Origin of the sequence: Calidithermus timidus DSM 17022, from assembly GCF_000373205.1 — a bacterium.
GTDB classification, from domain to species: domain Bacteria; phylum Deinococcota; class Deinococci; order Deinococcales; family Thermaceae; genus Calidithermus; species Calidithermus timidus.
The window spans coordinates 1-24,993 of the sequence record NZ_KB890701.1 but is presented as its reverse complement, the minus strand read 5'-3'; the positions used below and the strand labels follow the sequence as shown (position 1 = coordinate 24,993).

Sequence of the window (24,993 nt, the reverse complement as noted above, 5' to 3'; positions counted from 1 at the left end):
TTGGAGTGCCGCCATGCGCCTCGAGCCGAACCCCCACCTGCTTTCGGTCGCCCCCATGATGGACTGGACCGACCGGCATTTCCGCTACCTGGTGCGCCAGATCAGCCGTGGCACACTGCTCTACACCGAGATGGTCACCGACAGGGCCATCCTGCACGGCAACCGGTCCCGCCTGCTGGACTTCGACCCCAGCGAGCACCCCGTGGCGCTGCAGCTGGGCGGCTGCGACCCCCTCACCCTGGCACAGGCTGCGCGCATCGGGGAGGAGTGGGGTTACGACGGGATCAACCTCAACCTGGGCTGCCCCTCCGAGCGGGTGCAGGGCGGGGGCTTCGGGGCTTGCTTGATGAAGGAGCCCGAGTTGGTGGCCGAGTGTCTGGCGGCCATGCGCGAGGCCGTGAGGGTGAGGGTGACCGCCAAGCACCGCCTGGGCGTGGACGACCTCGAGGACTACGGCTACCTCACGCGCTGGGTCGAGAAGCTCTCGGCGGTGGGAATCGAGGTCTTTATCGTTCACGCCCGCAAAGCCTGGCTCAAGGGCCTCTCCCCCAAGGAAAACCGCGAGATCCCCGAACTGCGCTACGGGTGGGTCTACCGGCTCAAGCAGGACTTCCCCCACCTGCGCTTCGTGCTCAACGGCGGGGTGCGCACCCTCGAGGAAGTGGAACGCCATCTGGCCCACGTAGACGGGGTAATGCTGGGCCGGGCCGTCTACGAGGACCCCTTCGTGCTCGAGCAGGCCGACCGCAGGCTGTTCGGCCTGGAGCACCGGCCCTCGAGGCTGGCGGTGGCCCAGGCCATGATCCGCTACGCCGAAGCCCAGATGGCCCAGGGCACGCCGCTGTGGCCGGTAGCCCGCCACATGCTCAACCTCTTCAAAAACCAGCGCAGAGGCAAGCTGTGGCGGCGCATCCTCTCCCAGCAAGCCACCCGTCAGGGGGCTACGCCCGAGGTGCTGTGGAAGGCACTCGAGCAGGTGAGAGCAGCGCCCGAGCTCGAGGGCGTCGCCGGCTGACAGATCGGCACCCCGCCAAAGCCCAACCGCCAGGGGGCCTTAAGTCTGGCTAAACCCCCATTAACTCGGTGTTTACCTCTGAGCAAGAGATTGAACTGAAAGCAAAAATTCAGACAAGAAATGCACAAGTCTAGGCGGAGAACGAAGGGTAGCTTCCCTTCATATTCGACCTTCTGATTCAGCCTGGCCCGCGCTACAAAACCACCCCTGCGAGACTGTAGCCTGGCTTTCGGATGGCCAGGGCCGCCTGTTCCATGGCCTCGCCTGGGATTCGGTAGGGGAGTTCCCCGTACCGCAGCAGCTCACACAACAGTAGGTTATGGCCCCTAGAGGCGGTCAGCTATGCTGTACGACTCCAGACATCGTACAGAAGTACCGGGCTGACCGGGTTCTTTTCAAAAGCTCACGGCACGGTTCTTCTTTGGCTCGCGCTTTTTAGAGGCTCGTCAATCTCTTGCTATCGGCTCTCATGTACATACGCAACAAGGCCCCCAGGGCAGAGGTGCTAGCGTAGAAGCATGGCCGGATTGCTGATCGTGTTGGGGCTGGCGGTGCTGCTGGTTTTGGTCTATGTCGCGCTCTACAACGGGCTGATCGCCCGCAAGAACCAGGTCGAGAATGCCCTTGGCTCGGTCGAGGCCATGCTCAAGAAACGCTACGACCTCATCCCCAACCTGGTCGCCGCCGTCAAGCAGTACATGGCCCACGAGGCCAGCCTGCTCGAGCGCGTCGTGGCGTTGCGTTCGCAGGCCATGGGCGCCCCCAGCCCGGAGGCGAAGTTCAAGGCCGAGGGCGAGCTCAGCGCCGCCCTGCGCGGCCTGATGGTGCAGCTCGAAAACTACCCCGACCTCAAAGCCAGCCAGAACGTGCTGCAACTGCAAGCCGCCCTCAACGAGGCCGAGGAGCAGATCTCGGCGGCGCGGCGCTTCTACAACTCCGCCGTCACCGACTACAACAACGCCATCGAGATGTTCCCCTCCAGCCTCATCGCCCAGAGCATGCGGCTAGAGCGCAAGCCGGTGTTCACCATCCCCGAAGGGGAACGCCTCGCCCCCAACGTAGGCCAACTCTTTGGCAATTGATTGCCTCCGGCTGCACTCCTGCGAGCGTACCTGCCATGGTCCGTCCAGTTGTCAACATCGCCCTTCTGACCCAGACCAGCCCGTGCCGGAGGAGGGGGTGAACCCGAGCTTCAGCGAGCTCTACCGCCAGCTCGAGCCGGTGATCGGCGACCTCGAGCGCGAGCGGCGGGAGGTGGCCGTGCGGCTGGTCTGGTTTGGGATCGCCACCGCGCTGGTCGGGCTACTCCTGGTAGTCCTGCTCCCCGCTGCGCACGACCCCGGCCTGCTGGGCTTCGTGGCCTTCGCCGGCATCGCGGTGCTGAGCGCGGCCCACGGCGCCCTCACCCGGCGCTACCGTGCGCGCTTCAAGAACGAGCTGGTGCGACGGCTGGTACAGCACCTCAGCTCCAGCCTCGACTACCATCCCGAGCGGGGCGTCGGCTACGGCAGCTACCGCTCGAGCCAGCTCTTCCCCCGCGAGCCCGACCGCTACAAGGAAGAGGACCTCATCGCCGGCCGCATCGGCCAAACCCGCCTCAAGGTCAGCGAGGTCCACAGCGAGTACAAGACCGAGTCCACCGACTCCAAAGGCCGCCGCACCACCCACTGGCACACCATCTTCCGCGGGCTGTTCTTCGTCTTCGACTTCCCCAAGCCCTTTCGCGGCACCACGCTGGTGCTGCCCGACTTCGGCGACGGGGCCTTCCTCGACCTCTTTGAGCGCTTCAGCAGCCGCGGCCAACTGGTCAAGCTCGAAGACCTCGAGTTCGAACGCTACTTCGTGACCTACGCCTCCGACCAGGTCGAAGCCCGCTACCTGCTCTCCACCAGCCTCATGCAGCGCCTGGTCAACTTCCGCAAGGCCTTCAAGCGCCCGCTCTACCTGGCCTTCAGCGGCGGCAACTTCTACCTCGCCCTCCCCACCCCCAAGAACTTCTTCGAGCCGCGCATCTTCCAGCCCCTGCGCCTGGAAGACCTCGTGGACTACCTCACCGACCTGCGCTTCGTGCTCTCCATCGTGGATGAGCTCAACCTCAACACCCGCATCTGGAATGCCTAGGGCTCGAGATGGACTTCACTCGCCTTTACTATCAGGTCTTGCTCCCAGCCCAGAACCTGCTGGAGCGTGAGCGTCGCCATAGTCTGCTGTTGGTGGGACTGCTGACCCTGTTCACTGCGTCACTGCTGGCGCTGGGCCTTGCGGTGATGCTGGCGGGAGTATTCCCGATCGGGCTGCTGCTCTTGGGCCTGGCAGCGGGGACATGGCTCAGCGTCTATCCCGCGCTGCAGTACAACTACCGCCGCCACTTCAAGCAGAAGCTCATCCAGCCCATCCTGGCCGAGGTTGCGCCGACTCTGATCTACCAGAGCCTGGGCACGCTCAACGAGCTCGAGCTGTGGGCCAGCGGACTGCTCGAGCGCACCAGCGAGGTCGAGGGCAGCGACCTGGTGCGGGGCCGCATCGAGGGGGTGGAGTGCAAGTTCGCCTATGTGGAGGCTTTCGCCGTCGAAGAAAAGCGCGACAAAAATTCCTCTCTAAAGCGGCGCTCTCGCCTCTTCCGGGGCCTGCTGTTCGTGGCCGATTTTCCCAAGCCCTTCAGCGGCCAGGTCCTGATCATCCCCGATCACCTCGAGCCCACCCTGGGCCCGCTGGCCCACAGCCTGCAAAGCCTCGACCGCTCGAAGGGCGAACTGGTCAAGCTCGAAGACCCCGACTTCGAAGAACTCTTCGCCGTCTACACCGCCCCCGGCCCCGAGCAGCAGATCAAAGCCCGCTACCTGCTCTCCACCAGCTTCATGCGCCGCCTGGCCCAGTTCCGCCGCCAACTTGGCCGGCCCCTGCTGGTCTCGCTCAACTACGGCAAGCTCTACCTGGCCATCCCCATGCCCGCCAACCCCCTCGACCCTCCCCTGCTGCGCAAGGCGGTGGAGGTCGGTAAAGTGCGCGAGTACGTAGAAGCGCTCGAGCTGATGCTGGGCCTGGTGGAAGAGTTACGGCTCAACGTGCGCATCTGGTCCCCGAATTGAGCAAAGCTTCCCCCCGATCTCCCGGCCCGCGTTTGCGGTTTTAGCAGAATCAATCCATAAAGACTGATGCCGGATTCCAAAAGATACTCCGGCTACAGTGGCTCCTCCCGCTCGGCTTGCACTTCCTGCTGCAAAAACGCCGTCAGGGCGCTGGGGTCGGCGAAGTAGTGGCGCTCCTCCCCCTGGCTGACCGAGGCCCGCCAGACTTCGCCCTCGGGGGTAGACTCGTACCAGATGCGAACCACATAGACTTGGGTGCTGGTAGCCGCCACAGTTTCCGCCTTTAGCGCAGCTCGAGGCCCGTCGGGGCGAACTTCAGCCGATCCGGGCGCACCCCCAGGGCCGCCTCGAGGGCCACCCCGGCAATTTCCTGGTAGGTCTTTTTCAGGGCTGCATCGTTTGCTTCCGTTGCTACCGAGTAGCCGGCCAGAGGAAGGGTAGCCATCAGTACAAAAAGCTCATACAGACGCTGGCGCTCCGGGTCGGTGGCTTTTTTGAACTCGAGCGAGCTTGCAAAAGCTTCCTCCACCGCCCCCCACAAACCCAACAGCGCCTGCTCCGAGGGCTCTTCACCGGCGTAGACAAAGTAGCAGACCCCCACAAAGTACGTAAACGCCATGGCCACGTCGTTGGGCTTGCCCGCCCGCCGGGCTTCGTCTTCGTAGAGCTCGAGTCCAAGCTCGAATACTTTGACAAGCTCGGCTTGCTGGGCTTTGTTCTGGGTTAGGGATTGTGCGAAAGCTTGCACCAGCAGCCGTTTGGGGCCAGGTCTAAAGGTAGTCCTAGGAGTCGCAGTCTGGGCGCTCCCTCCTTGTTTTTGCTGGCTACGCTTGATGACCGCCTGCAAAATAGCCTTATTCGCGGCCATCTGGCTTGCCAACATGAGGTTGTTGTAGGCCATGTAGACGTTGGCTTGGTAAATGTTGCTAAAACTCTGTACGGGAGCGCCCCATCCCCCAGCGATGTACTGGGCCTGCGCCGCGCACAGCAGTAAAAACACCAACAACGCCAGAATGTTCCTGCCCATTAGCCCTCCTTTCCTGTAAGGGGATTGAACAAGGAGCCAAAAATTATCCGAGTCGAGCACAGGTCAACCGAATATACAAGCGGGTCTCAGTGGTGCTGTTGTTAACCCCCCTTACAAACCACGAGGTTCCAGCGGAAGGGTAGAAGCGGGTAATCGTGAGGTCACTATCCGTGGAGTTGTAATACCCCGCGCCGAGCACCCGCGTGCCCGCCGGGCAGGTGGCGGTCTGCTCAAAGGTCGCACCGGCTCCAATCAGCGGGCCGGCAATATCAAAGGTGTTTACGTAGCCGATCTCCAGACTCCCGTTCACCGCCAGATTGCCGGTGGCCGTCAGGTTGCCGCCACTGGCGCTCAGCACCCCACCCGAGACCCTGGCCAAGCCAGCCGGGTCTGAAGCCAGTTTGCCGCTCGTAACCGCATTGTCGGCCAGTTTATCCGAGGAAACGCTGGCACTGCCCAACTTCGCGCTCGTCACCGCGCCGTCGGCCAGCATCCCGCTGGTAATGCCCTCGAGGGCCACCGAGAAGGTGTTGCTGCTCAGCGCCAGCCCTGCGCCAGCGGAATAGGTGGTTCCCCCACTGCCCACCAGGTCGTCTCCCCATACCAGCGCCCCGCCCTGGGCCTTGAGTACCTTGCCGTCGGCAAGCGTTCCACCCACCGCAAGCTTAGGCAGCGTGACCGCACCGTCGGCCAAACGCGCGGCTCCAACCGGGGCCTCGAGGGCTTGAATGGCCGAGCGCAGGATGGTGAAATTCTGGTTCACATCGGCAGATTTGATGGGTGTGTTGGCCTGAAAGGCGACCAGGTCGCCCACCGCGAGCGCCGCCAGCCCCCCCGCCACCAGCGCACCCCCCAGTATGAAGAGCTTCAAGGTTTTTGCAGGCATAGCTTCCTCCCTCTCACTGCCACTGAGCTTCATCCCATTTGCTGTTATCCCAGATACCTTTGGCGCCGGTGGGAGCACCTCCACAGGCTGCCAGCAACAAACTCAGCAGCAGCACTACCAACAGTCCTTTACGCTTCATGGAAACTCCTTTCCAGAGGGTGGGTGTCGGTGCGAGGAGGCGCCCCACCGACACCCCAAGGCTTCACTTCTGCACCGTGATGGTGGCGCCGCTAATGGGCAGGCCGCTCAGGGTGGGGCTGCCTTGGGCGCCCACGGCGGTCAGGTTGATCTGGTAGGTCTTATTGATCGGGTTGGTGCTCTGACCGCCGCCACAGGCTGCCAGGGTCAGGGCCAGCGCCAGGGCCAGGAAACCCGCCCTTAGCGAGCGCATCCGCCACGCACCCAGGAGCATCCAGGGCAGCAAGGTAAGGAGCAAAGGCGCGGGCAAAGTTGGGAGGCTCTGGGCCTTCAGCACCGCCGGACGGGCAGCCAACGAGCTGGCGATATCGGCGGCCACCAGGAACTGGCTGTTGCCCACACCAAGGGCCAGTGGGGTGGAGAGGGTAAGCGTAAGGGTGCCGTTGTCGGCGCTGAAAGTGCCGGTGGCGATGGGCGTTTCGCCACTATCCATCTGGCCGTTGGCGTTGGCATCCGGGATCAGCTTGACCGCCGTGAGGTCGAGCTGATCGTTGCCGCTGCCACTGGCCTGTAGGGTGATGCTTTGCAACTGGGTGGCCTGCGAGGGATTGAGGGTAAAGGCCAGCATGACGACGTTGCTCTGGCCTTTGTTGCGGGTGGCGTCGGCAGGAGCGTTGGCCGGCTTGGCTACGGCGATGGTTAAGCCTCCGGCGGGCGCGGTGTTGAAGGTAGCCGTGACCGACTTGGCCGCGTCCATGGTGACCGAGCAGGTTCCACTGCCCGTGCAGGCTCCGCTCCAACCGGCGAAGCTCGAGCCCGCATCGGCCACCGCGCTCAGGATCACACTGGCCCCAGCGCTAAAGTTAGCGCTACAGGTCGCACCACAGTTGATCCCTGCTGGACTGCTGCTTACGGTTCCACCCCCCGTTCCGCCCTTGCTCACCGTAAGCGCAAAGGTAGCCGCAGGAGCCTGGGTGTAGTTCACGCTGGCCGTGACACTGCCGGTGGTCACGGTGACGTTCTGGCTGGCCGGATTGGGGTTGTAGGTGGTACCGCTCACCACCACACTGGGCGCCGAGACGGTGTAAACGCCGGTTACCAGATCGGACAGCGACTGGCCGGTGCCGGTGAGGATGGTTCGCTGCTGGTTGAAGCCGCCCGGGCCGGTGATGGTGAGGGTAGCGCTGTTGCCGCTGGGCAGGCCGGACACCTGTAGATTGAGCGTACCGAAGCTCTGCGCGGTGTTGAAGGTAGCGGTCACGGCCTGGGCGGCATTCATGGTGACGGTGCAAGCGCCCGTACCCGTGCAGGCCCCGCTCCAACCGGCAAAGGTAGAGCCGCTGGCCGCTGCCGCACTGAGGGTAACGGAGGTTCCGGCGTTGAAGGCAGCAGTACAGGTAGCGCCGCAGTTGATGCCAGAGGGGTTGCTGGTGACGGTACCGCTGCCACTGCCGGCTTTGTTGACGGTCAGGTTGAAGGTGGGGGCGGGCGCGGTATTGAAGGTGGCGGTCACGCTCTGGGCTGCGCTCATCGTTACCGTACAGGTGCCCGTACCGCTACAGCCGCCTCCGCTCCACCCGGCAAATACCGAGCCCGACGCAGGGGTGGCGGTCAGCGTGACCGTGGTGCCCTGGGCAAAGCTGGCCGAGCAGGTAGACCCGCAGTTGATGCCCGTAGGGTTGCTGGTTACGGTGCCCGAACCGGTACCGTTTTTGTTGACCGTAAGGGCAAAGGTAGGCGCTGCCGAGGTGGTGAAGCTCTGGGTAGGGCTGTTGAAGGTGCCCGCATCGGTGACGAAGCGGTAGCGCCAGTAATACGTGGTGTTGGGGCTCAGACCGCTGAGGTTGGTGCTCACATTGGGGAAGTTGAGCGAGGTGTTCGGAACATTGGCCGGTGGCAGCGATGAGCCCAGGGCGCTGGTAGTGCCGTAGTCGAGGTAAAGTAGCCCGCTCTTGAAATAGCTGTAGAGGTTGACCCCTAAGGTGGCCGAGGTGGCGGTGATGTTGTTGCTCTGAAGGTTCTGGAAGCTGGCCTGGTAAAACACCGTCACCGGCTGTTCGGGCGTAGCGTTGCCATAGGCCGTGACCGCCGTTGCCCTTAGGCGGTGGGTGCTGGGGCCCGCAAGGCCTAGAAGCTGCTTGTTGAACAACACCGGTACCTGTACCTGAAACTGCCAGCCCGAGGGAAGCGCGGCCCACCCATAGGAGGTACCGCCAGCTCCTGCGGTTTGCGGGGTTTGTGAACAATACCCCTGAAAACCCGAGGGGTTATTCGAAACATCAATGGTGTAGCCGTCTGAGAGCCGGATCAGGTAGCAGTACACCCGGTTCTGGGCGCTGACTGCAAAGCTGGCTCCCTCGGGTAGAAAGAAGTCAAAACCCACGGTATCGTTGGTACAGGGGCTCACATTGGTTGAGCTCGCCCTCACGTAGGCCAGGTCGCCTGTTTTGGGATAGGGCTCGTTGGGGTCGGTAAAGTAGCCCACCGTATTTTGGGTGGCCACAACAATATTCCCGGTAACCGGGCAAACTGTGTTCACCGGTACAGGAGAGCTATCGAAGTAGGCCCGCCCCGCCAAGGCGCTTCCAAACCACCCCACCATTAGAGCCAACAAGGCAAAAAACAGCATTTTACGCACGGTCATTTTTCCTTCGAACGATCGGGGTCGAATAAGCTGGATGCTGATGCCGGGTTTTACGCTTAAACAAGCGCGCACCTGTTCCATAACCTCTCCTCCTTCGCCTTGCTGTGCTCACGTTAGAAAAAACAGCATGACTGGAGGATGACTGCAAAAAAACAGCCCCCCGCAGGGGTCTGTCCGTAGGATTGAAGGCTTACTTGACTCGAGCCCGCTCGAGGCTCCGCAACACCCCTGGAGCCAGCCGCGATAGGTTGTCGCTCAACGCGTCGAGCTGAAAAGTTGGCCTGCAGATTGCCGGACCTAAGGAATGAGCGGCGCTAGAGGGTGGCGATTCCGGCAGACTGAGCCGCCTCGAGAATTGCCTTACTAACGGGGTTTTGGCTTAGAAAACTGCTCCTGTGTGCAGGGGGTATTTTATCGGCAATCCGTGTAAGGTGGTCTAGCAGCTTTTGAAGCTCGGGGATGCCGGCTTTTTGGTAGGCCGCTTGGACGCGGTAGTGCACCCACAAGACCTCGAGCCTTGTACAGCCCGTGGGCCAGTAGGTCTTTAGCTTCTCCACCGCCGCCTGGATGTGGTGCTGGGCTTCGCGCAACCTTCGGGGGGAGCCCTCGGCCAGTTCCAGCGAGGCGTTAGCCCAAAGGGTATGGGCCGCGATTTCGAGACTGGGCCAGTCGTTCTGCTGGGCCAGGGCCAGCGCCTCCTCTATGCTGGGCAAGGACTGCTCCGGGAGGCTCACGCGGGCTTTGGCCAGCAGGTAGCGGCCATAGGCCAGGCCTCGGTGTTGGGCGAAAAGCTCTTCCAGGCAGGCCAGGACGGGTTCTACCCCAACGCCTTGCCGGTGGGCCAGCAGGGCTTGCAAAATCCGGTAGGTGGCCTCGTCCCGCTTGGGCAAGTCGGGCTCTCCTAAGGCCCGGCCCAGCCAGTCCGAGGCCTGTGCCCACTCGCCCCAGACCCAGGAAAGGCGGGCCATCTGGTACTCGCTAAAAGCCCGCGTCCAGCCCCATTCTTCGGGCACAATTTGCAAAGCGTGTTCCAGGGCTTGCTGGGCTTCGGCGTAGCGCCCCAGGTCGTAGTAGCGCAGGGCCAGGTTGTTGAAGTGGTGCACCTCGCGGCCTATTACGCCCTGCATTCCCTCGAGCAAACCCTGGGCCTGCAACTGGGCTTCCAGGGCGGCCTCGGCGTAGCCCAGGGCGGCCAGGCAGACCGCGCGGTTGTGGTGGAAGCCCATCAGGGTGAGCCGGTTGCCGGATTGCACCAGCACAGGCTCAGCTTCCCGGTAGAACCCCAGGGCCTGGCGGTGGCGCTCGAGCTGGTCGTAGGCGATGCCCAGCCGCGAGGTGCAGATGGCCGCCTGCAGGGTGTCGCCCCGTTCTTGGTGAAGGCGTCGGAGCTGCTCCAGGGCCTCGATCAGGGCCGGGGCGTTGCGCTGGACATAAAGCGACTGGGCCAGGGCATCCAGCAAGCGAACGCGCAGGTCGGGCTGGTTGGCTTCCACGGCTTGCTGCAAGCCCTGGCGGGCGACCTGCTCGGCTTCGGGGCCGTAGCCGTGCTCGCACAGCCGCACCGCCTCCCGCAGCCAGGCCCGCGCGTGTTCCTCGGGGGTGGTGGCCAGGGCTTGCAGGCGCCGGGTGAGGGCCTCATGGTGGCTGCCGGTGTCAAAGCGGATCATCACCTCGCTCAAGGCTTCCAGCAGCTCAAAGGTCTGCTTGGGGTCGCCCAGCCCCTCGGATAGCTCGGCGGCTTGCTCGTAAAACCGGGCGGCTTCGGCGAAGCGGTAGGTCTCTGCGGCTTTTTGAGCCGCCTGAACGAGAAAGGGAATGGCCCTGGGGGGCTCCCCCTCGAGCCAGTGGCCGGCAATGCGCGCCGGATCGGCCTGCTGGCCCTCCAGGTACAGCGCGATTTGCCGGTGCAGATAGGTTTTGATGCTGGCCGGAACCCCGCTCAGGGTGGCCTCGTAGAGCAGATCGTGGACAAAAGCGCGACCGCGTAAAAGCTGGGCCGCCTCGAGTTCGGCCAAAGGCTCCAGCAGCTCCAAGGGGCTGCTCCTTAGCACGGCGGCGGCCAGCTCGAGGGAGAAGTCCGGCCCGGCCACCGCTGCGGTGCGAACCAACCGCTGGGCGCCGGGGGAAAGGCGCTGAAGGCGGGACTGAATCAGGGTGGCGATCTTGCTGGAAAGCGGCAGGCGGCCCGGTTTCCGCTGACCAAGCCCACCCGATTCCCACAGGCTGCGCAGGGTCTCGAGCACGAAAAAGGGGTTACCGCCTGTGTGGCGGCTCAGGGCCTGGGCCCACTCCTGGGGGTCGCCTTGCAAACCGGGCAGTTCGAGGCTCTCCAGCAAGCCCTGTACAGCGGCAACGTCCAGCGGCTGAACCTCAACCCGCACGGCCCACCCGCCCTGAACATCCTGCACCAGCAACGCCTCTAGCTCGGCCGAAAGCTCGCCGGTGCGAAAGGCCAGGGCCATGCGCAGCGGGCCAGGGCTTCTCCAGTACGGACTAAAGACAAAATGCAATACCTCGAGGCTAGCCATGTCGGCGAATTGCAGGTCGTCCAGGCAAATCTGCTCCATCCCCTCCCCCACCGCCTGCCGCACCAGTTCGGCCTGGGCCTGGAAGAAGCGCAGTTTCTCGGCCTGGGTCTGGATAGGGGGCTGGGGGGGGCCGAGTTCGGGTAGTACGCGGGCCAGCTCGAGCCGCGCCCATTCCGGCAGGGCCAGACCCGGAAACTGCCCCAGAATCTGACGGCAGATACGGCTCAAGGTAGCATAGGGAATACCCACGTCGCCCGGACGGCCCTCGAAAACCAAAGCCTGCCCCTGGCTGCTCAAAAAGTCCTGCATCAGGCGGCTTTTACCCACCCCTGGCGGGCCCGATAGCAAAATAACCTGCCCCTGAGCCCAAGCTTCTTCCATCTGGGCCCACTCGGCCTCACGCCCCAAAAGCCGGGGCGGGCGCAATACCGAGAGGGGAATTTCCGAGCGGGGCGCCGGGCCATGGGAAGCAACGAACTCTCCTCGCGTGATCTGACGGAGGAGCTCTTGGGTCTCGGGCAGCGGCGCTACCCCCATCTCCCGCTGGAGCACCGCCCGGCACCGCTCAAAGGCGGCTATAGCCGCACTACGGTCGCCCAGCAGATACCACAAGCGCATCAGCCGCCGGTGCGCGGTTTCGGAAAGCGCATCGGATTCCAGGAGACGTTCGGCATAGCTCAGGGCTTCGCGGTACTGCCCGGCCTGCTCGAGCTCGTCGGCCAGTACCACCAGCGAATCGCGCCGCATATCGTCCAGACGCTCGCGTTTTATCAAGAGCCAGTCGTCGAAGTCGGGGCAGTCGTCGTAGTCGGCCCCCTCCAGCAGGCGACCGGTATACCCCAGCACCTCGGCATGGCGGCCCGCGAAATGGGCGACCTCGAGGGCGGCCACATCCACCTCGAGGCCCTGCAACTCCAGCACATCCGCGCCCCGCACCAACTCGGCCCCTGCCGCCTGCTTGAGCCGCCGCAGGGCCTGGGCCAGGTTGTTACGGGCGGTGGCCTCGGAGGACTCGGGCCACAGCAAACCGGCCAGCTTAGAGCGGCTGGTGGGGCCTTCCAGGGCCAGGTAGGCCAGAACACCCGCCGTCTTGCGCTCTACCGGGCGCAATTGGCGCCTATAAATCTGCAAGGCCGGAACGCCCAACAGCTCGAGACGACCCCAAGACGCACGGGCCCCGCTTGTCGCTCGAGCCTGTTGTGCGCGTGTAGGTTCCGGCACTTAACTATTTTAAGAAACCACCTCTAAACCCGATGTTGATTTAGCCCAATATCCAGGGCCTACGGGTCGTCAAGGAGGTGGTGCGCAAAGCAGTACAGCACCTCCTCCGCCTAGATCAGGAAGCATTTCTGAGAGAGCGCGAAGGGAGCAAAAACGGCTACTACCCCAGGAAGCCGGAGACGAAGCGGCAGCAGGGAAGCACCCGTACCGACACACTACAGCCCGCGCAGGCTGCGTACGAGTGCCCACAGCGCCCTGGCCCCTTCCAGCAGCGATTCCGGCTCTACCCACTCCTCCGGAGTGTGGGCGCCCCCACCCCGGTAGGTACCGAAGGCCAGAGCAGGAATACCCGCCTCAACCGCCGCGGAGGCGTCGGTGGAGCCCGAGAGCCAACGCACTTCCTGGCCCACCTCGGCCAGGGCCTGCTGAGCCGCCCGCTGCATCTCGAGCGTGGCCGTGCTCCCCGCCGGGCGACGGCCCAAGACCTCGAGCTCGAGCCTTACGCCCTGCTTTTGAGCCGCATCCATCAACACCTCGCGGGCTTGGGCCTCGAGTTGCTCCAACATCGCCGCCTTGCTGGCCCGGAGGTCGAGCTCGAAACCCACTTCCGCCGGGATGGCGTTGATGGCCTCCCCGCCCCACACTCGGCCCACATTCACGCTCATGTCCTCGTGCTTCTTCAGCCCGTACAGCGCGGTGATGGCCCGCCCCAGGGCGGGCATGGGGCTGGGATTGGTACGGTCGCCCCAGGCGTGTCCACCCGGCCCTACGAACAGCCCCCGCAGCCGCACTGAACCCACCGCCTCGGTGACCACACCGGGCATGTAGCCATCCACCGCCACCACCATGCGCGGGCTGAGCCTCGCCACCAGCGCACGGGCTCCCTTGAGGTTGCCCAAACCCTCTTCCCCCACGCTGAAGCCCAAACCGATTCCCAGGGGCAGCAGCAGCGGGGCCAGCGAAAGCAGCACGGCCACGCCCGCCGAGTTGTCCCCCACCGCCGGAGCGTACCACTTCTCACCCCGCTGCTGCACGGGAGTGGGGGTCAGCACGGTGTCGATATGGGCCACCAGCAACAGCGCCCCCTGCCCGGCCCAAACGTTGCCCAGCTCGTCGCGCTGCGGGGTGAAACCCAGCTCTCCCAGCCGCCTCGCCACCCACTCTCCCCGTTCGCGCTCCCCGGCCAGCGGGCCGAACTCGAGCAGCAGCGAGCGGGGGTCTAGGTGTATGGCCTGGGCACTCATTCACCCTCGCCCGACTCGGCCAACCCCTCCCGCAGGGCGTAGAGGGCAGCCTGGGTACGGTTGTTGAGGTGAAGCTTCTGGAAGATGTCCGAGAGGCGGTTGCGCACGGTCTTCTCGGAGAGGGAGAGCTCGCTGGCGATCTCGAGGTTGGTGTAGCCCTGGGCCACGAGCTTGAGAATCTGCACCTCGCGGTCGGAGAGTTCGGCGTGGGACTTAGGCATGGCCTCGTGCTTGCTCTTGAAGTCCTGGATGATCTGCTCAGCCATCTCCGCGTCGAGCAGCACCTCCCCAGCCTGCACCCGGCGGATGGCCTCGAGCAACTCCTTGGCGTCGGCATCCTTGAGCAAGTAGCCCCGCGCTCCGGTCTTGACTGCCTCGAAGACGTAGGCATCCTGACGGTACATGGTCAGCATGATGACCTTGGCCTGGGGCCATTCCCGCAGGATCTCCTGCGTGGCCTGCACCCCGTCGAGACCAGGCATCTGGATGTCCATGAGGATGATGTCAGGCCGGGCCTCGAGGGCGTGGCGCAGCGCCTCACGCCCATCTTTGGCCTCCCCAATCACCCGAAAGTCGGCTTCGGCCTCGAGCAGGCTCCGTAGGCCCTGACGAAACAGGGCGTGATCATCGGCGAGCAGAATGCGTATCATTGCCCTTGATTCTACTCTCCCCCTGCTTCAGGGGTTTAGGGCCATCGACGATTTCCGCAAGAGTCTCTTGTAGCATAAGCACGATGAAGCGCGTGTTGAGGTCTCTGATGGCTTTGGCAATGCTGGCCCTGGGCAGTGCGCTGGCCCAGGATGGGTGGGTCAGCTTGCGGGGCAACTTTGGGCTGGGCACCACCGTGTCCTACGGCTTCGCAGGCAGCCTGGGGGTTGAGTTGGAGTGGCTCGACCCCAGCCTGCGGGTCTACCCCAGGGGAAGCGTAGCCTACCTCCTCAACCTGGAGACGCTGCTGAGCGGCCCGCGCTACGGCCTCCTGGTCGAAGGTGGGGGAGCGATCTACTCCAACTACGACCGCACTGGTCTATTTGGTGCAATCCGGGCGGGCGGCGGCTTGCTGATCGAAAACGCCATCGGCACTTTCGTGACCACCTTGGGTCTCACGGGAGGCTACCGGATGTCGGAGGGGCCCATTGAGATGGGCCTGGAGGGCGGCCTGCGGATCACGGGCACCGACTTAGGCAACGTGACGGTGCTCGAGTTCAGCCCCCTGCTGCGGCTTGGCGTGGGAATCCGCTTCTGATCACGTCCGTGAGGCAATCAAGGCTTCTCCAGCCCGGCTTACTTGACCAAGCCAGGGGGCTTCGCTATATTAGGGGACGCTGTCCTGTGGGGTTTCACATGGGCGGTTAGCTCAGCTGGTTAGAGCACACGCCTGATAAGCGTGAGGTCGGTGGTTCGAGTCCACTACCGCCCACCAGCGCCAGGACGCAAAAACCCCGAGATCGGTTGATCTCGGGGTTGCGCTTTTGACACCTTATGTGCGCAGCTCGGTGTAGCTGTTGGCCCAGGCGATGATGTGGCTGGCCTGCCGGCGCACCCCGGGGTCGATCCCGCCGGTGGCCCCTTGCAGCCTCTGGGTCACAAAGAGGGTGTTGTGCCCGGCTTCGCGTCCTCCCGTCAACACCTCGAAGAGCCCCTTGGGTACCTGTCCTCGGGGGAAGAAGTGATACGCCTCGTCCACCACCAGCAGCACGTCGCGCATCCCCATGATGGCCTGGCCCAGGTTGTCCAAAAAAGGCCGGGGGTCGTAGCCGGTCACCTGGAAGATCACCCGGCGATGCCGCCTCAGGACCGGCATGGGATCACCATCTTCGCGCACCGTATAGCGCCCCTGGGCCAGCTCGGCAAACTCGCAGGTGCCGGTAGCGGCCCTCCATGCGGCGGATGATTTCGCGGGCCAGGGTGCTCTTCCCCGAGCCCGACTTGCCCACGATGAGGATGCGGAAGGTCTGCCTACCGGCCACGTTCCAACTCCGGGACCATTACGACCGGGACTTTTTCTCTTTTGGCAGCTTGGTACAGGGTTTTGTCTAGGGTAAAGAACGTCAACTGCGGCCTGAACGGCAAAAGAGTTTTTACCGCAGCAAGATGTACCGCGTCAGCACCTTTGAGAGGGTGTTTTTGGCATAGCTCAAAGGCCAGATCACACACCCGCTTTGAAACAGGTAGCATTAGCCAATGTTGTAGATTACTCATTACAAACTTTTGTATTTGACTTCTTTGCTGTTTCGAAATGCGTTTGTCGCGCAACATTGCACCGGTCGCCCCGGCGATTTCCGGCATCACCAAATAGCACATTCCTATTTGGTTTGCTTGGTTATATACCTGTCTTGACAGTGCGTTGAAGCGTTCTTGGGTATGCAGTTGGATTAGAGCTCCGGTATCAAAAACAACCAATCTATCTCCGTTGTTCGCGGACATAGTCGAGGGAGGTCTTTTTACCGGGTTTGAGTTTGATGGGTTTGGGTAAAGAGGGTTTGCTTGGTTCGGTAGGCTCAATAACTGGGAAGTCGTCCGGCCACTCCTTAGAAGGGACAGCTTTTTCTTTGGGGGTTTTCCCTTCACGCTTCATACCCCCAGCCTATCACGCCTGGTAGCTCCGCCACAGCTCCCACCCAGCCCAGGCCACCAGGGCTTGCAGGCTTTCGCATTTAGGGCAGCCCTGGCCTTCAGGCAAGTTCTCGAGGCGGCCCAGCCCTCCAGCCAGGACGGCGAGTTCGAAGGTGTTGTCTTTGGGGCTGCTAGAGCTGCGCTTGCGGGTGAAGCGTCAGAAGGCGGTACGGCCCAGGTATTTTACGGGCTCCATGCGATTATTGTAACACTTCGCTTAATTAATTAGTCGTTCCAAGGTGAGCACCAGACGGCTGTACGGCGCTTCGGTGCGTTCGATCAGGGTGCCGCTGTTGTAGACCATCAGCAGCCCGCCGCCGCCCGCCGGCCAGGGTTCGAAGGCCACCACGTAGCCCCGTTGCTCGACCCTGGCCCAGAGGCTGCTAAACTCCTCCCGCCAATCAATTGACGTTGAGGCAGGTGCGGGTGCTGTGGCTGTCGGTGGTTGCCGCACCACCAGGGCCCCGGAAGGTTGCATGCCAGGTTGAATCATCAGCCAGCCAAAGTACGCCAGAACGCCTACTCCAATGAGCAACCGCATGGGGTTGAGCCTTCTATCGTCCATGGCGCATCTCCTTTAGGGTAGCAAATTCGGCTGGGATTGGCGGGTTAGGTTCCGTATGCCGCTGCCGATGCCACACGGGAAAGGTTATGCCGATTTTTTCTTAGCCTTGCTCGGGGCTTTGCGGGGGCGCAGGCCCAGGCTCTTGCGCACAGCCTCGATCTCGGAGGTGTGGCGGCCTGCATGAGGGCATACCGGTCGATGTTGGCGTAGAACTCCATTTCCTCATCGAGGTTCTTGAACTTGGGTTCTTTGAGCTTGCCCATCATTTTTTAGCGTGTAGTAGAGGGCATTGCAATCCGATTGACGGGGCCAGTAGATAAACCAACCCCCAAGGGTCCGGGCTTGGTTGTCGCTTCCCTCCTTCCACACCCAGTCCGGGCTCAGGGTGGCGGGGTCTAGGCGCATGGCGTTGAGCTGGCCTTGGGCAGTCCAGACCTGGTAGCCGCTATGGTAGTTGGCAAAGGTTCGGGTCGCGTAGTACAGGTACAGCCTCCCACCCTCCCCCCGGAGGAGCATGGGCGAGGAGTTGAGGGAAAATCCGGCGCGGTAACATCTCCCAGCCGCATCCACCTCCCGGGCCTCCTCTGGCGTCCCTAGGTGGTAGGCGAGGCTCTGGCCCCCCGGGGTAAAGCGCTCCAGGTAGAAGCGACGCGCGCTGCAGTCTGTGTTGCTGCTGTCCTGGTAAGTGACCCTGCCCCTGGCAGACCTAGGGGTTGTTGGGGCTCACCCCCACCAGGCTGAGGTCGGACGCCGGTGGGGTACCCCCTCCCCCACCCCCGCAAGCCGCCAGGAGAACCCCAAGAACCATCAGGACCCAGACGCTCTTCCGCATGACCTACCTCCGGTAGGAGACAGACCTCTGTTCCTACCCTTAGCTTCCCCAGGGCCCCTTACAAAATCCTTAACAGGGGGCAGGGTCCCGGTCGGGTCGCGTCAAGGTTTATGCGTAACCCCCGCCATTTCAACGGGGTCAGCCCGCCACACCGCCCAAGTAACGAAGCGCCCAATTGGTGCCCCCATCGGCAAGTCCTGCCGATAACGAGGGTTTTACGAGAAGGCGTTACTCTAAGGCTCAGGTGGAGCTATGATTGCCGTGATTCTCTCTGGAGGAGCCGGTACGCGCTTGTGGCCGGTTTCCCGCGAGCTTTATCCCAAACCCTTCATGCGCCTGCCCGATGGACAGAGTCTTCTGCAGAAGGCCCTGCTGCGGGCGGTGAGCATCCCAGGCGTGCGCGAGGTGCTCACCGTCACCGGGCAGGAGCACTACTTCAGCACCAAGAACGAGTACGCGGCGACCGAGTTGCCCGAGGGCCTCGAGCTGAGCTACGTGATCGAGCCCCTGCGGCGCAACACCGCCCCCGCCATCGCCCTGGCTGCGCTGCAGGTGACCCAGCGACACGGCCCCGAAGCAGTGATGCTGGTGCTCTCCTCCGATCAGCTCGTCGAGAACCTCAAGGCCTTTGTGCAAGCCGTGCAGCAGGCGGAGGCCGCGGCTCGGCAGGGGTACTTGGTGACCTTCGGCATCCGGCCCACCTACCCGGCCACGGGCTTCGGCTACATCCAGCAGGGCGAGGCGCTAGGCGAGGGGGTGTTCAGGGTTGAGCGCTTCGTCGAGAAGCCCGACCTCGAGACCGCCAGGAGCTACCTCGAGCGGGGCACCTTCTCCTGGAACGCAGGCATCTTCTGCTTCCAGGCCGGGAGCTACCTCGAGGCCCTCAAAACCCTCTCCCCCGAGGTCTACGAAGCGGTGTTACGCTGCTGGGAGAACAGCCCCAAGAGCAGCCCCAGCTACCTCGATGCCGCGAGCTTCAAGGCGGTGCCCAACATCTCGGTGGACTACGCGGTGATGGAGAAGTCCGACCGGGTGGCGGTGGTGCCCGCGACCTTCGGCTGGAGCGACCTGGGCTCTTGGGACGCCACCGCCGAGCTGGTACCCCCCGACGCCCAGGGCAACCGGGTCTTCGGGGACGTGGTGCTGGTGGAAGCACGCGACACCTTCGTGCAGAGCGAGGGGCGGGTGGTGGCGGCCATCGGGGTGGAGAGCCTGGTGATCGTGGATACCCCCGACGCCTTGCTGGTAGCCCGGCGCGACCGCGTGCAGGAGGTGAAGAAGGTAGTCGAGCAGCTTCAGGCCAAGCAGCACCAAGCCGCCAACCGCCACCGTACCGTACAGCGCCCCTGGGGCAGCTACACGCTGCTGGAAGAAGGCCCCAACTTCACCATCCGCCGCCTGGTGATCCGACCCGGCCAGGGTCAACTGCTGCAGCTGCACCACCACCGCAGCGAACACTGGGTGGTGGTCTCGGGTACCGCGCGGGTGGTGCGGGGGGAGCAGGAGCTGTGGTTGCGAACCAACGAGTCGATCGACATCCCCGCCGCCACCCCCCACCGCCTCTCCAACCCCGGCCTCATCGACCTGGTCATCATCGAGGTGCAGAGCGGGGAGTACCTGGGCGAAGACGACGTGGTGCGCCTGGAGACCAGCGAGGAGCTGCTGCTCGAGAACGGTAGGGGCGACTGACTTCAGGTGGCGGGCGCTTGTGGCGTTTGCCGCATTTACGCCGCACGCGATGCGGCACAAATTACCGCCTACAGCAAGAGGCAATTGTAGGCGGTATCCATAGGGAACCGCTCTATGTCAGGCTGCGCCTATAATGAAGCGGTATGTCGGATTTCGAAGCGGTGGTGGGGCTGGAAATTCACCTGCACCTCAAAACCAGGACCAAGATGTTCTCGCCCGCCCCGGCGGGCTACTTTGGCGCTGAGCCCAACACCCACGTCCACCCCGTAGACCTGGGGCTGCCGGGGGTCTTGCCCGTGACCAATGCCAAGGCGGTGGAGTACGGGATCATGTTCGGGCTGGCCCTGAACTGCAAAATCGCTTCCTGGACGCAGTTCCACCGCAAGAGCTACTTCTACCCCGACATGCCCAAAAACTACCAGATCTCCCAGTACGACCTCCCCATCGCCGAGCACGGCTGGCTCGAGGTCGAGGGGAGCCGCATCGGCATCAAACGGGTGCACCTCGAGGAGGACGCGGGCAAGTCGCTGCACCCCGACTTCGGCGACTACTCGCTCATCGACCTCAACCGCGCGGGCTCGCCGCTGATCGAGATGGTCACCGAGCCCGACATCCGCACCCCCGAGCAGGCCCGTATCTTTCTGAGCCACGTGCGCTCCATCGCCCAGACCCTGGGCATCTCCGACGCCAACCCCGAAGAGGGCAAGATGCGCGCCGACGTCAACGTCTCGGTACGGCGGCGGGGGGAGCCGTTGGGCACCAAGGTCGAGATCAAGAACCTCAACTCCTTCAAGAGCGTGCAGCGGGCGCTCGAGTACGAGATCAAGCGCCAGAGCGAGTTGCTGCGCCTGGGCCGCCGGGTCGAGCAGGCCACGTTGGGCTGGGACGAGGGCGGGGGCAAGACCTACGTGATGCGCCTGAAGGAGGGCGAGTCCGACTACCGCTACTTCCCCGAGCCCGACCTACCGCCCATCGTGGTGAGCGAGGAGTGGCTGCGGCGCCTGCGCGCGGCCATGCCCGAGCTCCCGGCCCAGAAGTTCGCGCGCTACGTAGCCAGCGGCGTGCGCCCCTACGACGCGGAAATCCTGGCCTACAACGCCTCGCTGGCCCGCTTCTTCGACGAGGCGCTTCGGGCTTACGGCGAGGAGCCGCAGAAGCTGGCCGACTGGCTGGGCACCGACGTGGCCGGCTACCTCAACGAGCGGGGGCTGGAGATTCAGGACACCCGCCTCACCCCCGAGCACTTAGGCCGCCTGGTGAGGCTGTTCGTGAAGGGCGAGATCACCAGCCGCGTGGCCAAGAACCTCCTCCCCGAGGTGATGGAGGGCGCCGACCCCGAGCGGTTGGTGCAAGAGCGCGGCCTGAGGGTGGTGGTGGACACCGGGGCCATCCGTGCCCTGGTCGAGAAGGTGGTGAGCGCCAACCCCGCCGTGGTGCAGCAGATCAAAGACGGCAAGCTCCAGGCCATCAACGCGCTGTTGGGCCAGGTGATGAGGGAGAGCAAGGGCACCGCCAAGCCCGAGGTGGTGCGCCAATTGCTGGCCGAGGCCATCGGCGTGCAACTGACCTGAGCGAGGGAACGCCATGAAATACGAAGACGCCGGGGTAGACATCGACCGCAAGGCCGGGGCCCTCAAAGCCGCCGCCGCCCGCATCAAGTCCACCTACACCCCCGAGGTGCTCGCGGGCATCGGGGCCTTCGGGGGCATGATCGACGCCCGCAAGCTCCAGGGAATGCAACAGCCGGTGCTGGTGGCCTCCACCGACGGGGTGGGCACCAAGACGATGCTGGCCGCCCAGACCGGGCGCTGGGGCGGGCTGGGTTTCGACATCGTCAACCACTGCGTCAACGACCTGCTGGTGCAGGGGGCCAAGCCGCTGTTCTTCCTAGATTACGTAGCGAGCAGCCGCCTCGAGCCCGAGCTGCTGGGGGTGGTGCTGGAATCGCTGGCCGAAGCCTGCAAGGCCGCGGGAATGCCCCTGCTGGGCGGCGAGACCGCCGAGATGCCGGGAGTGTACCACCCCGGCGGCCTGGACCTGGTGGGCACCATCGTGGGTGTGGTGGAACGCAGCCGCATCGTCGATGGCTCGAGGGTCGAACCCGGCGACGCCATCATCGCCCTGCCCTCCTCGGGGCTGCACACCAACGGCTACAGCCTGGCCCGCAAGGTCTTCGAGGGCTGGGACCTACGCCAGCCCCGCCCCGAACTGGGCCGCAGCCTGGGCGAGGCGCTGCTCGAGCCCCACAGAAGCTACCTGGAACCCGTCTCGCGCCTGCTGGACAGCGGGCTCGAGGTGCGGGCCATGGCCCACATCACCGGGGGCGGGGTCTACGAAAACCTGCCGCGGGTGCTGCCCGAGGGGATAGGCGCCCACCTCGAGCTGGGCACCTGGCCCCTCCCCCCCCTCTTCCGCCTGATCCAGGAAGCCGGGAACGTCGCGCTGGAGGAGATGTTCCGCGTGTTCAACATGGGCCTGGGCTACTTGATCGTGGTCAGGGAAAGTGACGTAGCTCCAGCTCTGCAGTGCCTGGGGATGGGGTATCGTGTAGGAAAGGCGCTCGAGGGTCAGGGCGTGACGGTGGGATAGTTGATTTAGACTATGACCGAAATCTGGCTGATCCGTCACGGGGAAACCGCCTGGAACGCCGAAAGTCGGCTCCAGGGTCAGCTCGATGTGCCGCTGTCGCCTAAGGGGGTCTCCCAGGCCTTCCGGGTGGCCGAGCGGCTCAAGAACAGCCACCTCACCTTCGACGCCCTCTACACCTCCGATCTCACCCGCGCGCTACAGACCGCGCGGCCCATCGCCGAGAACCTGGGCCTGGACCTCTGGCTCGAGCCGCGCCTGCGCGAGATCGACGTGGGAGAGCTGCAAAACAAGCTGCACGAGGAGATCAAGCGCGAGTTCCCCGAGTACTTCCGGGCCGTGAGCGCCGACCCCTGGAACACCCCGCGCCCCGGCGGGGAAAGCATGGCCGACGTGGCCCGCCGGGTGGAGGACTTCCTGCGCGAGCTGCCCGAAGGGCGCTTCATCGCCGTGGCCCACGGTGGGGTGATCCGGGCCGCGCTCAAGCTGACGCTGGGCCTCGAGGGCCTCTCCTGGCGCAAATTCCACATCCAGAACACCTCCATCACCCGCCTGCTCTACCCCGAGGGCAGCGCGCTTACGGTAGGCGACGCAGGGCACCTGGAGACCTGGGCCGACTACCTCTCCGACGACCAGATCACCAGCGGCGGCGTGGAGCAGGCGAGCGGGTCGAGCCGGTGAGGCAAGGGGCTTACCACCTTGTCTGTTTGCCAACCCCCTGCTCATGCGGGTGTGCTAGGATCATGAACTTGTGGAGACGACCCTCACCCCCCGAGCCCTTGGCTTCGCCATGCCTGCCGAGTGGGCCCCACACGCTGCGACCTGGACGGCCTGGCCTCACGACGAGGAGCAGTGGTTGGGCTACCTCGAGCCCGTGCGCCAGGAGTTCGCCGCCTTCGTAAACACCCTGGCCCGCTTCGAGCCCGTGCACCTCATCGTCGGCGACGAGGAGTCGGAGGCCGATGCCAAAGCCCGGCTGGACAGCGCCAACCTCACCCTGCACCGCGTCCCCCACAACGACCTCTGGCTGCGCGACAGCGGGGCGATCTTCGTGAGGCGGGGGGAGGAGGTCGCGCTCACCGACTGGGAGTTCAACGGCTGGGGAGGGAAGTACCCCGCCCAGCTCGACAACCAGGTCCCCACCCACATGGCCCGCATCCTGGGCGGCAAGCTCTGGCGTGTGGGCATCGTGATGGAAGGGGGCAGCCTCGAGGTCAACGGTCAGGGGGTGTGCCTCACCACCCGCCAGTGCCTGCTCTCGCCTAAGCGCAATCCCCACCTCAACGAGGAGGAGCTCGAGGGCTACCTGCACGATTACCTGGGCGTCCACAGCGTGATCTGGCTGGGTGAGGGCCTGGAGGGCGATCACACCGACGGGCACATCGACACCATCGCCCGTTTTGCGCGCGAGCACACCATCGTGAGCGCCGTGTGCGAGGACGAATCCGACCCCAACTACCCTCCGTTGCGGGAGAACCTGGAGATCCTCGAGAGCTTAGGAGGCTTCCAGATCGTCAAGCTCCCGCTGCCCAGGAACCCCCTCTACCTCGAGGGCACCCGTCTGCCTCTCACCTACGCCAACTTCTACATCGCCAACGGGGCGGTGCTGGTGCCCATCTACGGCGACCCCAACGACGAGAAGGCCCTCGAGATCCTGCGCCAGGTCTTCCCCGAGCGCCAGGTGATCGGCCTGATGGCCCGCAACCTCATCACCGGGGGTGGGGCCTTTCACTGCGTGACCCAGCAGCAGCCCGTCGGGCGGATCTGGGCGGGAGGTTGAGCGTGCCCAGGCTGGCCATCGTGCAGATGAGCATGAGCGAGGCGCTCGAGCAGAACCTGGCCAAGGCCGAGCGCTTCATCCGCGAGGCCGCCGCCAACCGGGCCCAGATCGTACTGCTGCCCGAGCTCTTCGAGAACCTGTACTTCTGCCAGAAGGAGCGCGAGGAGTTCTTCCGCCTGGCCCATCCCCTCGAGGAGCACCCCTTCATCCCCCGCTTCCAGGCCCTGGCGAAGGAGCTCGAGGTGGTGCTGCCCATCAGCTTCTTCGAGCGCAGCGGACAGGCCCACTACAACAGCCTGGCCATGATCGACGCCGACGGTAGCCTGATGGGGGTTTACCGCAAGAGCCACATCCCCGACGGCCCCGGCTATGAGGAGAAGTACTACTTCAACCCCGGCGACACCGGCTTCAAGGTGTGGAGCACCCGTTACGGGTGCATCGGGGTGGGCATCTGTTGGGACCAGTGGTACCCCGAGGCCGCCCGCATCATGGCCTTGCTGGGAGCCGACCTGCTGCTCTACCCCACCGCCATCGGCTCCGAGCCCGAGGAAGCCGGGGGTATCGACACCAAGGACATGTGGCAGCGAGCCATGATCGGCCACGCGGTGAGCAACGTGGTCTACCTGGCCGCGCCTAACCGCGTGGGTACCGAAAGCATCGAGGGCACACGGCAAACCTTCTACGGCCACAGCTTCATCAGCGACTACATGGGCAACAAAATCGCCGAGCTGGGCGCCACGGAAGAAGGCATCCTCTACGCCGACCTCGACTTCGCCAGGGCCCGCGCCTTCCGCGCCGGGATGGGCTTCTTCCGCGACCGCAGGCCCCAACTCTACAGCCCCCTGCTGACCTACGACGGCAAAACCCGGCAGGGTTAAGTCCCTTAGACTGCCTCGGCTCGAGCCCACCAAAAACAGCCTGCGCACCACAGCCCACAAAAACCCCTTTGCGATCGCACCCCCTCACCAGAAAAAGCGGCCACTATTCCCGTTTGGGACAATACAAAGCCCGCTTGCCAAAATGCGGCATTATGTTTTGCGCAAAATGCTATAATCCCCCTAGCGAGGTCCCCTCGAGCGTACCTTGAAAACCTATCTCCCCCTTTCTCATGGTAAATCCCTGTCACATAAAAT

At 64.1% G+C, this 24,993-nt stretch carries 25 protein-coding genes and 1 tRNA gene; 12 read left to right on the top strand and 14 right to left on the bottom strand.

All coding sequences use genetic code 11. The features are described 5' to 3' along the window. Positions 1-13: 13 nt before the first annotated feature. The 4 genes from dusA (at position 14) to B047_RS17315 (ending at position 4,104) form a co-directional block, all read left to right on the top strand. Positions 14-1,015, top strand: a complete 1,002-nt coding sequence (gene dusA, locus B047_RS0114230; protein ID WP_018467646.1) for a tRNA dihydrouridine(20/20a) synthase DusA — start codon at positions 14-16, stop codon at positions 1,013-1,015. Between the two features lie 518 nt (positions 1,016-1,533). After that, positions 1,534-2,097: a LemA family protein gene (locus B047_RS0114225; RefSeq protein WP_018467645.1), complete on the top strand. Its 564-nt coding sequence runs from the start codon at positions 1,534-1,536 to the stop codon at positions 2,095-2,097. Between the two features lie 97 nt (positions 2,098-2,194). After that, positions 2,195-3,136, top strand: a complete 942-nt coding sequence (locus B047_RS0114220; protein ID WP_026234917.1) for a DUF3137 domain-containing protein — start codon at positions 2,195-2,197, stop codon at positions 3,134-3,136. A gap of 8 nt (positions 3,137-3,144) precedes the next feature. Continuing rightward, positions 3,145-4,104 carry a DUF3137 domain-containing protein gene (locus tag B047_RS17315; protein WP_018467643.1) on the top strand — a complete coding sequence of 320 codons (960 nt, stop codon included), beginning with the start codon at positions 3,145-3,147 and terminating at the stop codon, positions 4,102-4,104. A 92-nt stretch (positions 4,105-4,196) separates the two neighbouring features. Here the strand turns inward: B047_RS17315 and B047_RS0114210 are convergent, their stop codons facing one another. The 8 genes from B047_RS0114210 to B047_RS0114180 form a co-directional block, all read right to left on the bottom strand. Further along, positions 4,197-4,376: a hypothetical protein gene (locus B047_RS0114210; RefSeq protein ID WP_018467642.1), complete on the bottom strand. Its 180-nt coding sequence runs from the start codon at positions 4,374-4,376 to the stop codon at positions 4,197-4,199. 11 nt (positions 4,377-4,387) lie between these two features. Beyond that, positions 4,388-5,131: a DUF6683 family protein gene (locus B047_RS0114205; protein ID WP_026234916.1), complete on the bottom strand. Its 744-nt coding sequence runs from the start codon at positions 5,129-5,131 to the stop codon at positions 4,388-4,390. A gap of 43 nt (positions 5,132-5,174) precedes the next feature. Continuing rightward, on the bottom strand, positions 5,175-6,017 hold the full coding sequence (locus B047_RS0114200) for a hypothetical protein (RefSeq protein WP_026234915.1): 843 nt from the start codon (positions 6,015-6,017) through the stop codon (positions 5,175-5,177). Between the two features lie 13 nt (positions 6,018-6,030). After that, positions 6,031-6,156 carry a hypothetical protein gene (locus B047_RS18575; protein WP_275053380.1) on the bottom strand — a complete coding sequence of 42 codons (126 nt, stop codon included), beginning with the start codon at positions 6,154-6,156 and terminating at the stop codon, positions 6,031-6,033. 63 nt (positions 6,157-6,219) lie between these two features. Further along, on the bottom strand, positions 6,220-8,658 hold the full coding sequence (locus tag B047_RS18005) for an InlB B-repeat-containing protein (protein ID WP_018467639.1): 2,439 nt from the start codon (positions 8,656-8,658) through the stop codon (positions 6,220-6,222). A 455-nt stretch (positions 8,659-9,113) separates the two neighbouring features. Next, complete coding sequence (locus B047_RS17305; RefSeq protein WP_084785007.1) at positions 9,114-12,548, bottom strand: ATP-binding protein; 3,435 nt, start codon at positions 12,546-12,548, stop codon at positions 9,114-9,116. A gap of 215 nt (positions 12,549-12,763) precedes the next feature. Then, positions 12,764-13,792, bottom strand: a complete 1,029-nt coding sequence (locus B047_RS0114185; protein WP_018467637.1) for a M20/M25/M40 family metallo-hydrolase — start codon at positions 13,790-13,792, stop codon at positions 12,764-12,766. Continuing rightward, positions 13,789-14,442, bottom strand: a complete 654-nt coding sequence (locus B047_RS0114180; RefSeq protein ID WP_018467636.1) for a response regulator transcription factor — start codon at positions 14,440-14,442, stop codon at positions 13,789-13,791. Before B047_RS0114180 ends, B047_RS0114185 begins: the two co-directional genes overlap by 4 nt. 83 nt (positions 14,443-14,525) lie before the next feature. Here B047_RS0114180 and B047_RS0114175 point away from each other — a divergent pair, with 83 nt between their 5' ends. Together B047_RS0114175 and B047_RS0114170 are read left to right on the top strand one after the other, a co-directional pair. Then, positions 14,526-15,038, top strand: coding sequence for a hypothetical protein (locus tag B047_RS0114175; RefSeq protein WP_157205947.1), 513 nt, complete (start codon positions 14,526-14,528; stop codon positions 15,036-15,038). Positions 15,039-15,138: 100 nt separating this feature from the next. Further along, positions 15,139-15,215 (top strand) — tRNA-Ile (locus tag B047_RS0114170). 57 nt (positions 15,216-15,272) lie between these two features. On the opposite strand, the gene B047_RS16905 is transcribed toward B047_RS0114170, so the two are convergent. From B047_RS16905 to B047_RS18570, 6 genes are all read right to left on the bottom strand, one after another. Continuing rightward, a complete protein-coding gene (locus B047_RS16905) occupies positions 15,273-15,596 on the bottom strand; it encodes a hypothetical protein (protein ID WP_245533755.1) in 324 nt (107 codons plus the stop codon). Positions 15,597-15,600: 4 nt separating this feature from the next. After that, positions 15,601-15,762 carry an ATPase/DNA packaging protein gene (locus B047_RS18485; RefSeq protein ID WP_245533754.1) on the bottom strand — a complete coding sequence of 54 codons (162 nt, stop codon included), beginning with the start codon at positions 15,760-15,762 and terminating at the stop codon, positions 15,601-15,603. After that, entirely contained in the window at positions 15,752-16,219 is a 468-nt protein-coding gene (locus B047_RS17700; RefSeq protein ID WP_084785006.1) for a type II toxin-antitoxin system VapC family toxin, read from the bottom strand. The genes B047_RS18485 and B047_RS17700 overlap by 11 nt, the downstream gene beginning before the upstream one ends. Then, positions 16,197-16,370, bottom strand: a complete 174-nt coding sequence (locus tag B047_RS18000) for a hypothetical protein (protein WP_157205946.1) — start codon at positions 16,368-16,370, stop codon at positions 16,197-16,199. Before B047_RS18000 ends, B047_RS17700 begins: the two co-directional genes overlap by 23 nt. Positions 16,371-16,625: 255 nt before the next feature. After that, a complete protein-coding gene (locus B047_RS0114160; RefSeq protein ID WP_157205945.1) occupies positions 16,626-16,973 on the bottom strand; it encodes a hypothetical protein in 348 nt (115 codons plus the stop codon). Between the two features lie 706 nt (positions 16,974-17,679). Continuing rightward, positions 17,680-17,805: a hypothetical protein gene (locus B047_RS18570; RefSeq protein ID WP_275053376.1), complete on the bottom strand. Its 126-nt coding sequence runs from the start codon at positions 17,803-17,805 to the stop codon at positions 17,680-17,682. A gap of 252 nt (positions 17,806-18,057) precedes the next feature. Between B047_RS18570 and B047_RS0114150 the strand changes: the two genes are divergently transcribed. From B047_RS0114150 to aguB, 6 genes are all read left to right on the top strand, one after another. Next, positions 18,058-19,494: a mannose-1-phosphate guanylyltransferase/mannose-6-phosphate isomerase gene (locus B047_RS0114150; protein ID WP_040779959.1), complete on the top strand. Its 1,437-nt coding sequence runs from the start codon at positions 18,058-18,060 to the stop codon at positions 19,492-19,494. A 143-nt stretch (positions 19,495-19,637) separates the two neighbouring features. Beyond that, positions 19,638-21,065 (top strand): Asp-tRNA(Asn)/Glu-tRNA(Gln) amidotransferase subunit GatB, encoded by a 1,428-nt coding sequence (gene gatB, locus B047_RS0114145; RefSeq protein WP_018467630.1) that lies wholly within the window; start codon positions 19,638-19,640, stop codon positions 21,063-21,065. 13 nt (positions 21,066-21,078) lie between these two features. Continuing rightward, on the top strand, positions 21,079-22,083 hold the full coding sequence (gene purM / locus B047_RS0114140) for a phosphoribosylformylglycinamidine cyclo-ligase (RefSeq protein WP_018467629.1): 1,005 nt from the start codon (positions 21,079-21,081) through the stop codon (positions 22,081-22,083). A 12-nt stretch (positions 22,084-22,095) separates the two neighbouring features. Further along, positions 22,096-22,761: a histidine phosphatase family protein gene (locus B047_RS0114135; protein ID WP_018467628.1), complete on the top strand. Its 666-nt coding sequence runs from the start codon at positions 22,096-22,098 to the stop codon at positions 22,759-22,761. 70 nt (positions 22,762-22,831) lie between these two features. Then, positions 22,832-23,860 (top strand): agmatine deiminase family protein, encoded by a 1,029-nt coding sequence (locus B047_RS0114130; RefSeq protein WP_018467627.1) that lies wholly within the window; start codon positions 22,832-22,834, stop codon positions 23,858-23,860. A gap of 2 nt (positions 23,861-23,862) precedes the next feature. Beyond that, positions 23,863-24,738, top strand: a complete 876-nt coding sequence (gene aguB, locus B047_RS0114125) for an N-carbamoylputrescine amidase (protein ID WP_026234913.1) — start codon at positions 23,863-23,865, stop codon at positions 24,736-24,738. Positions 24,739-24,993: the final 255 nt, after the last annotated feature.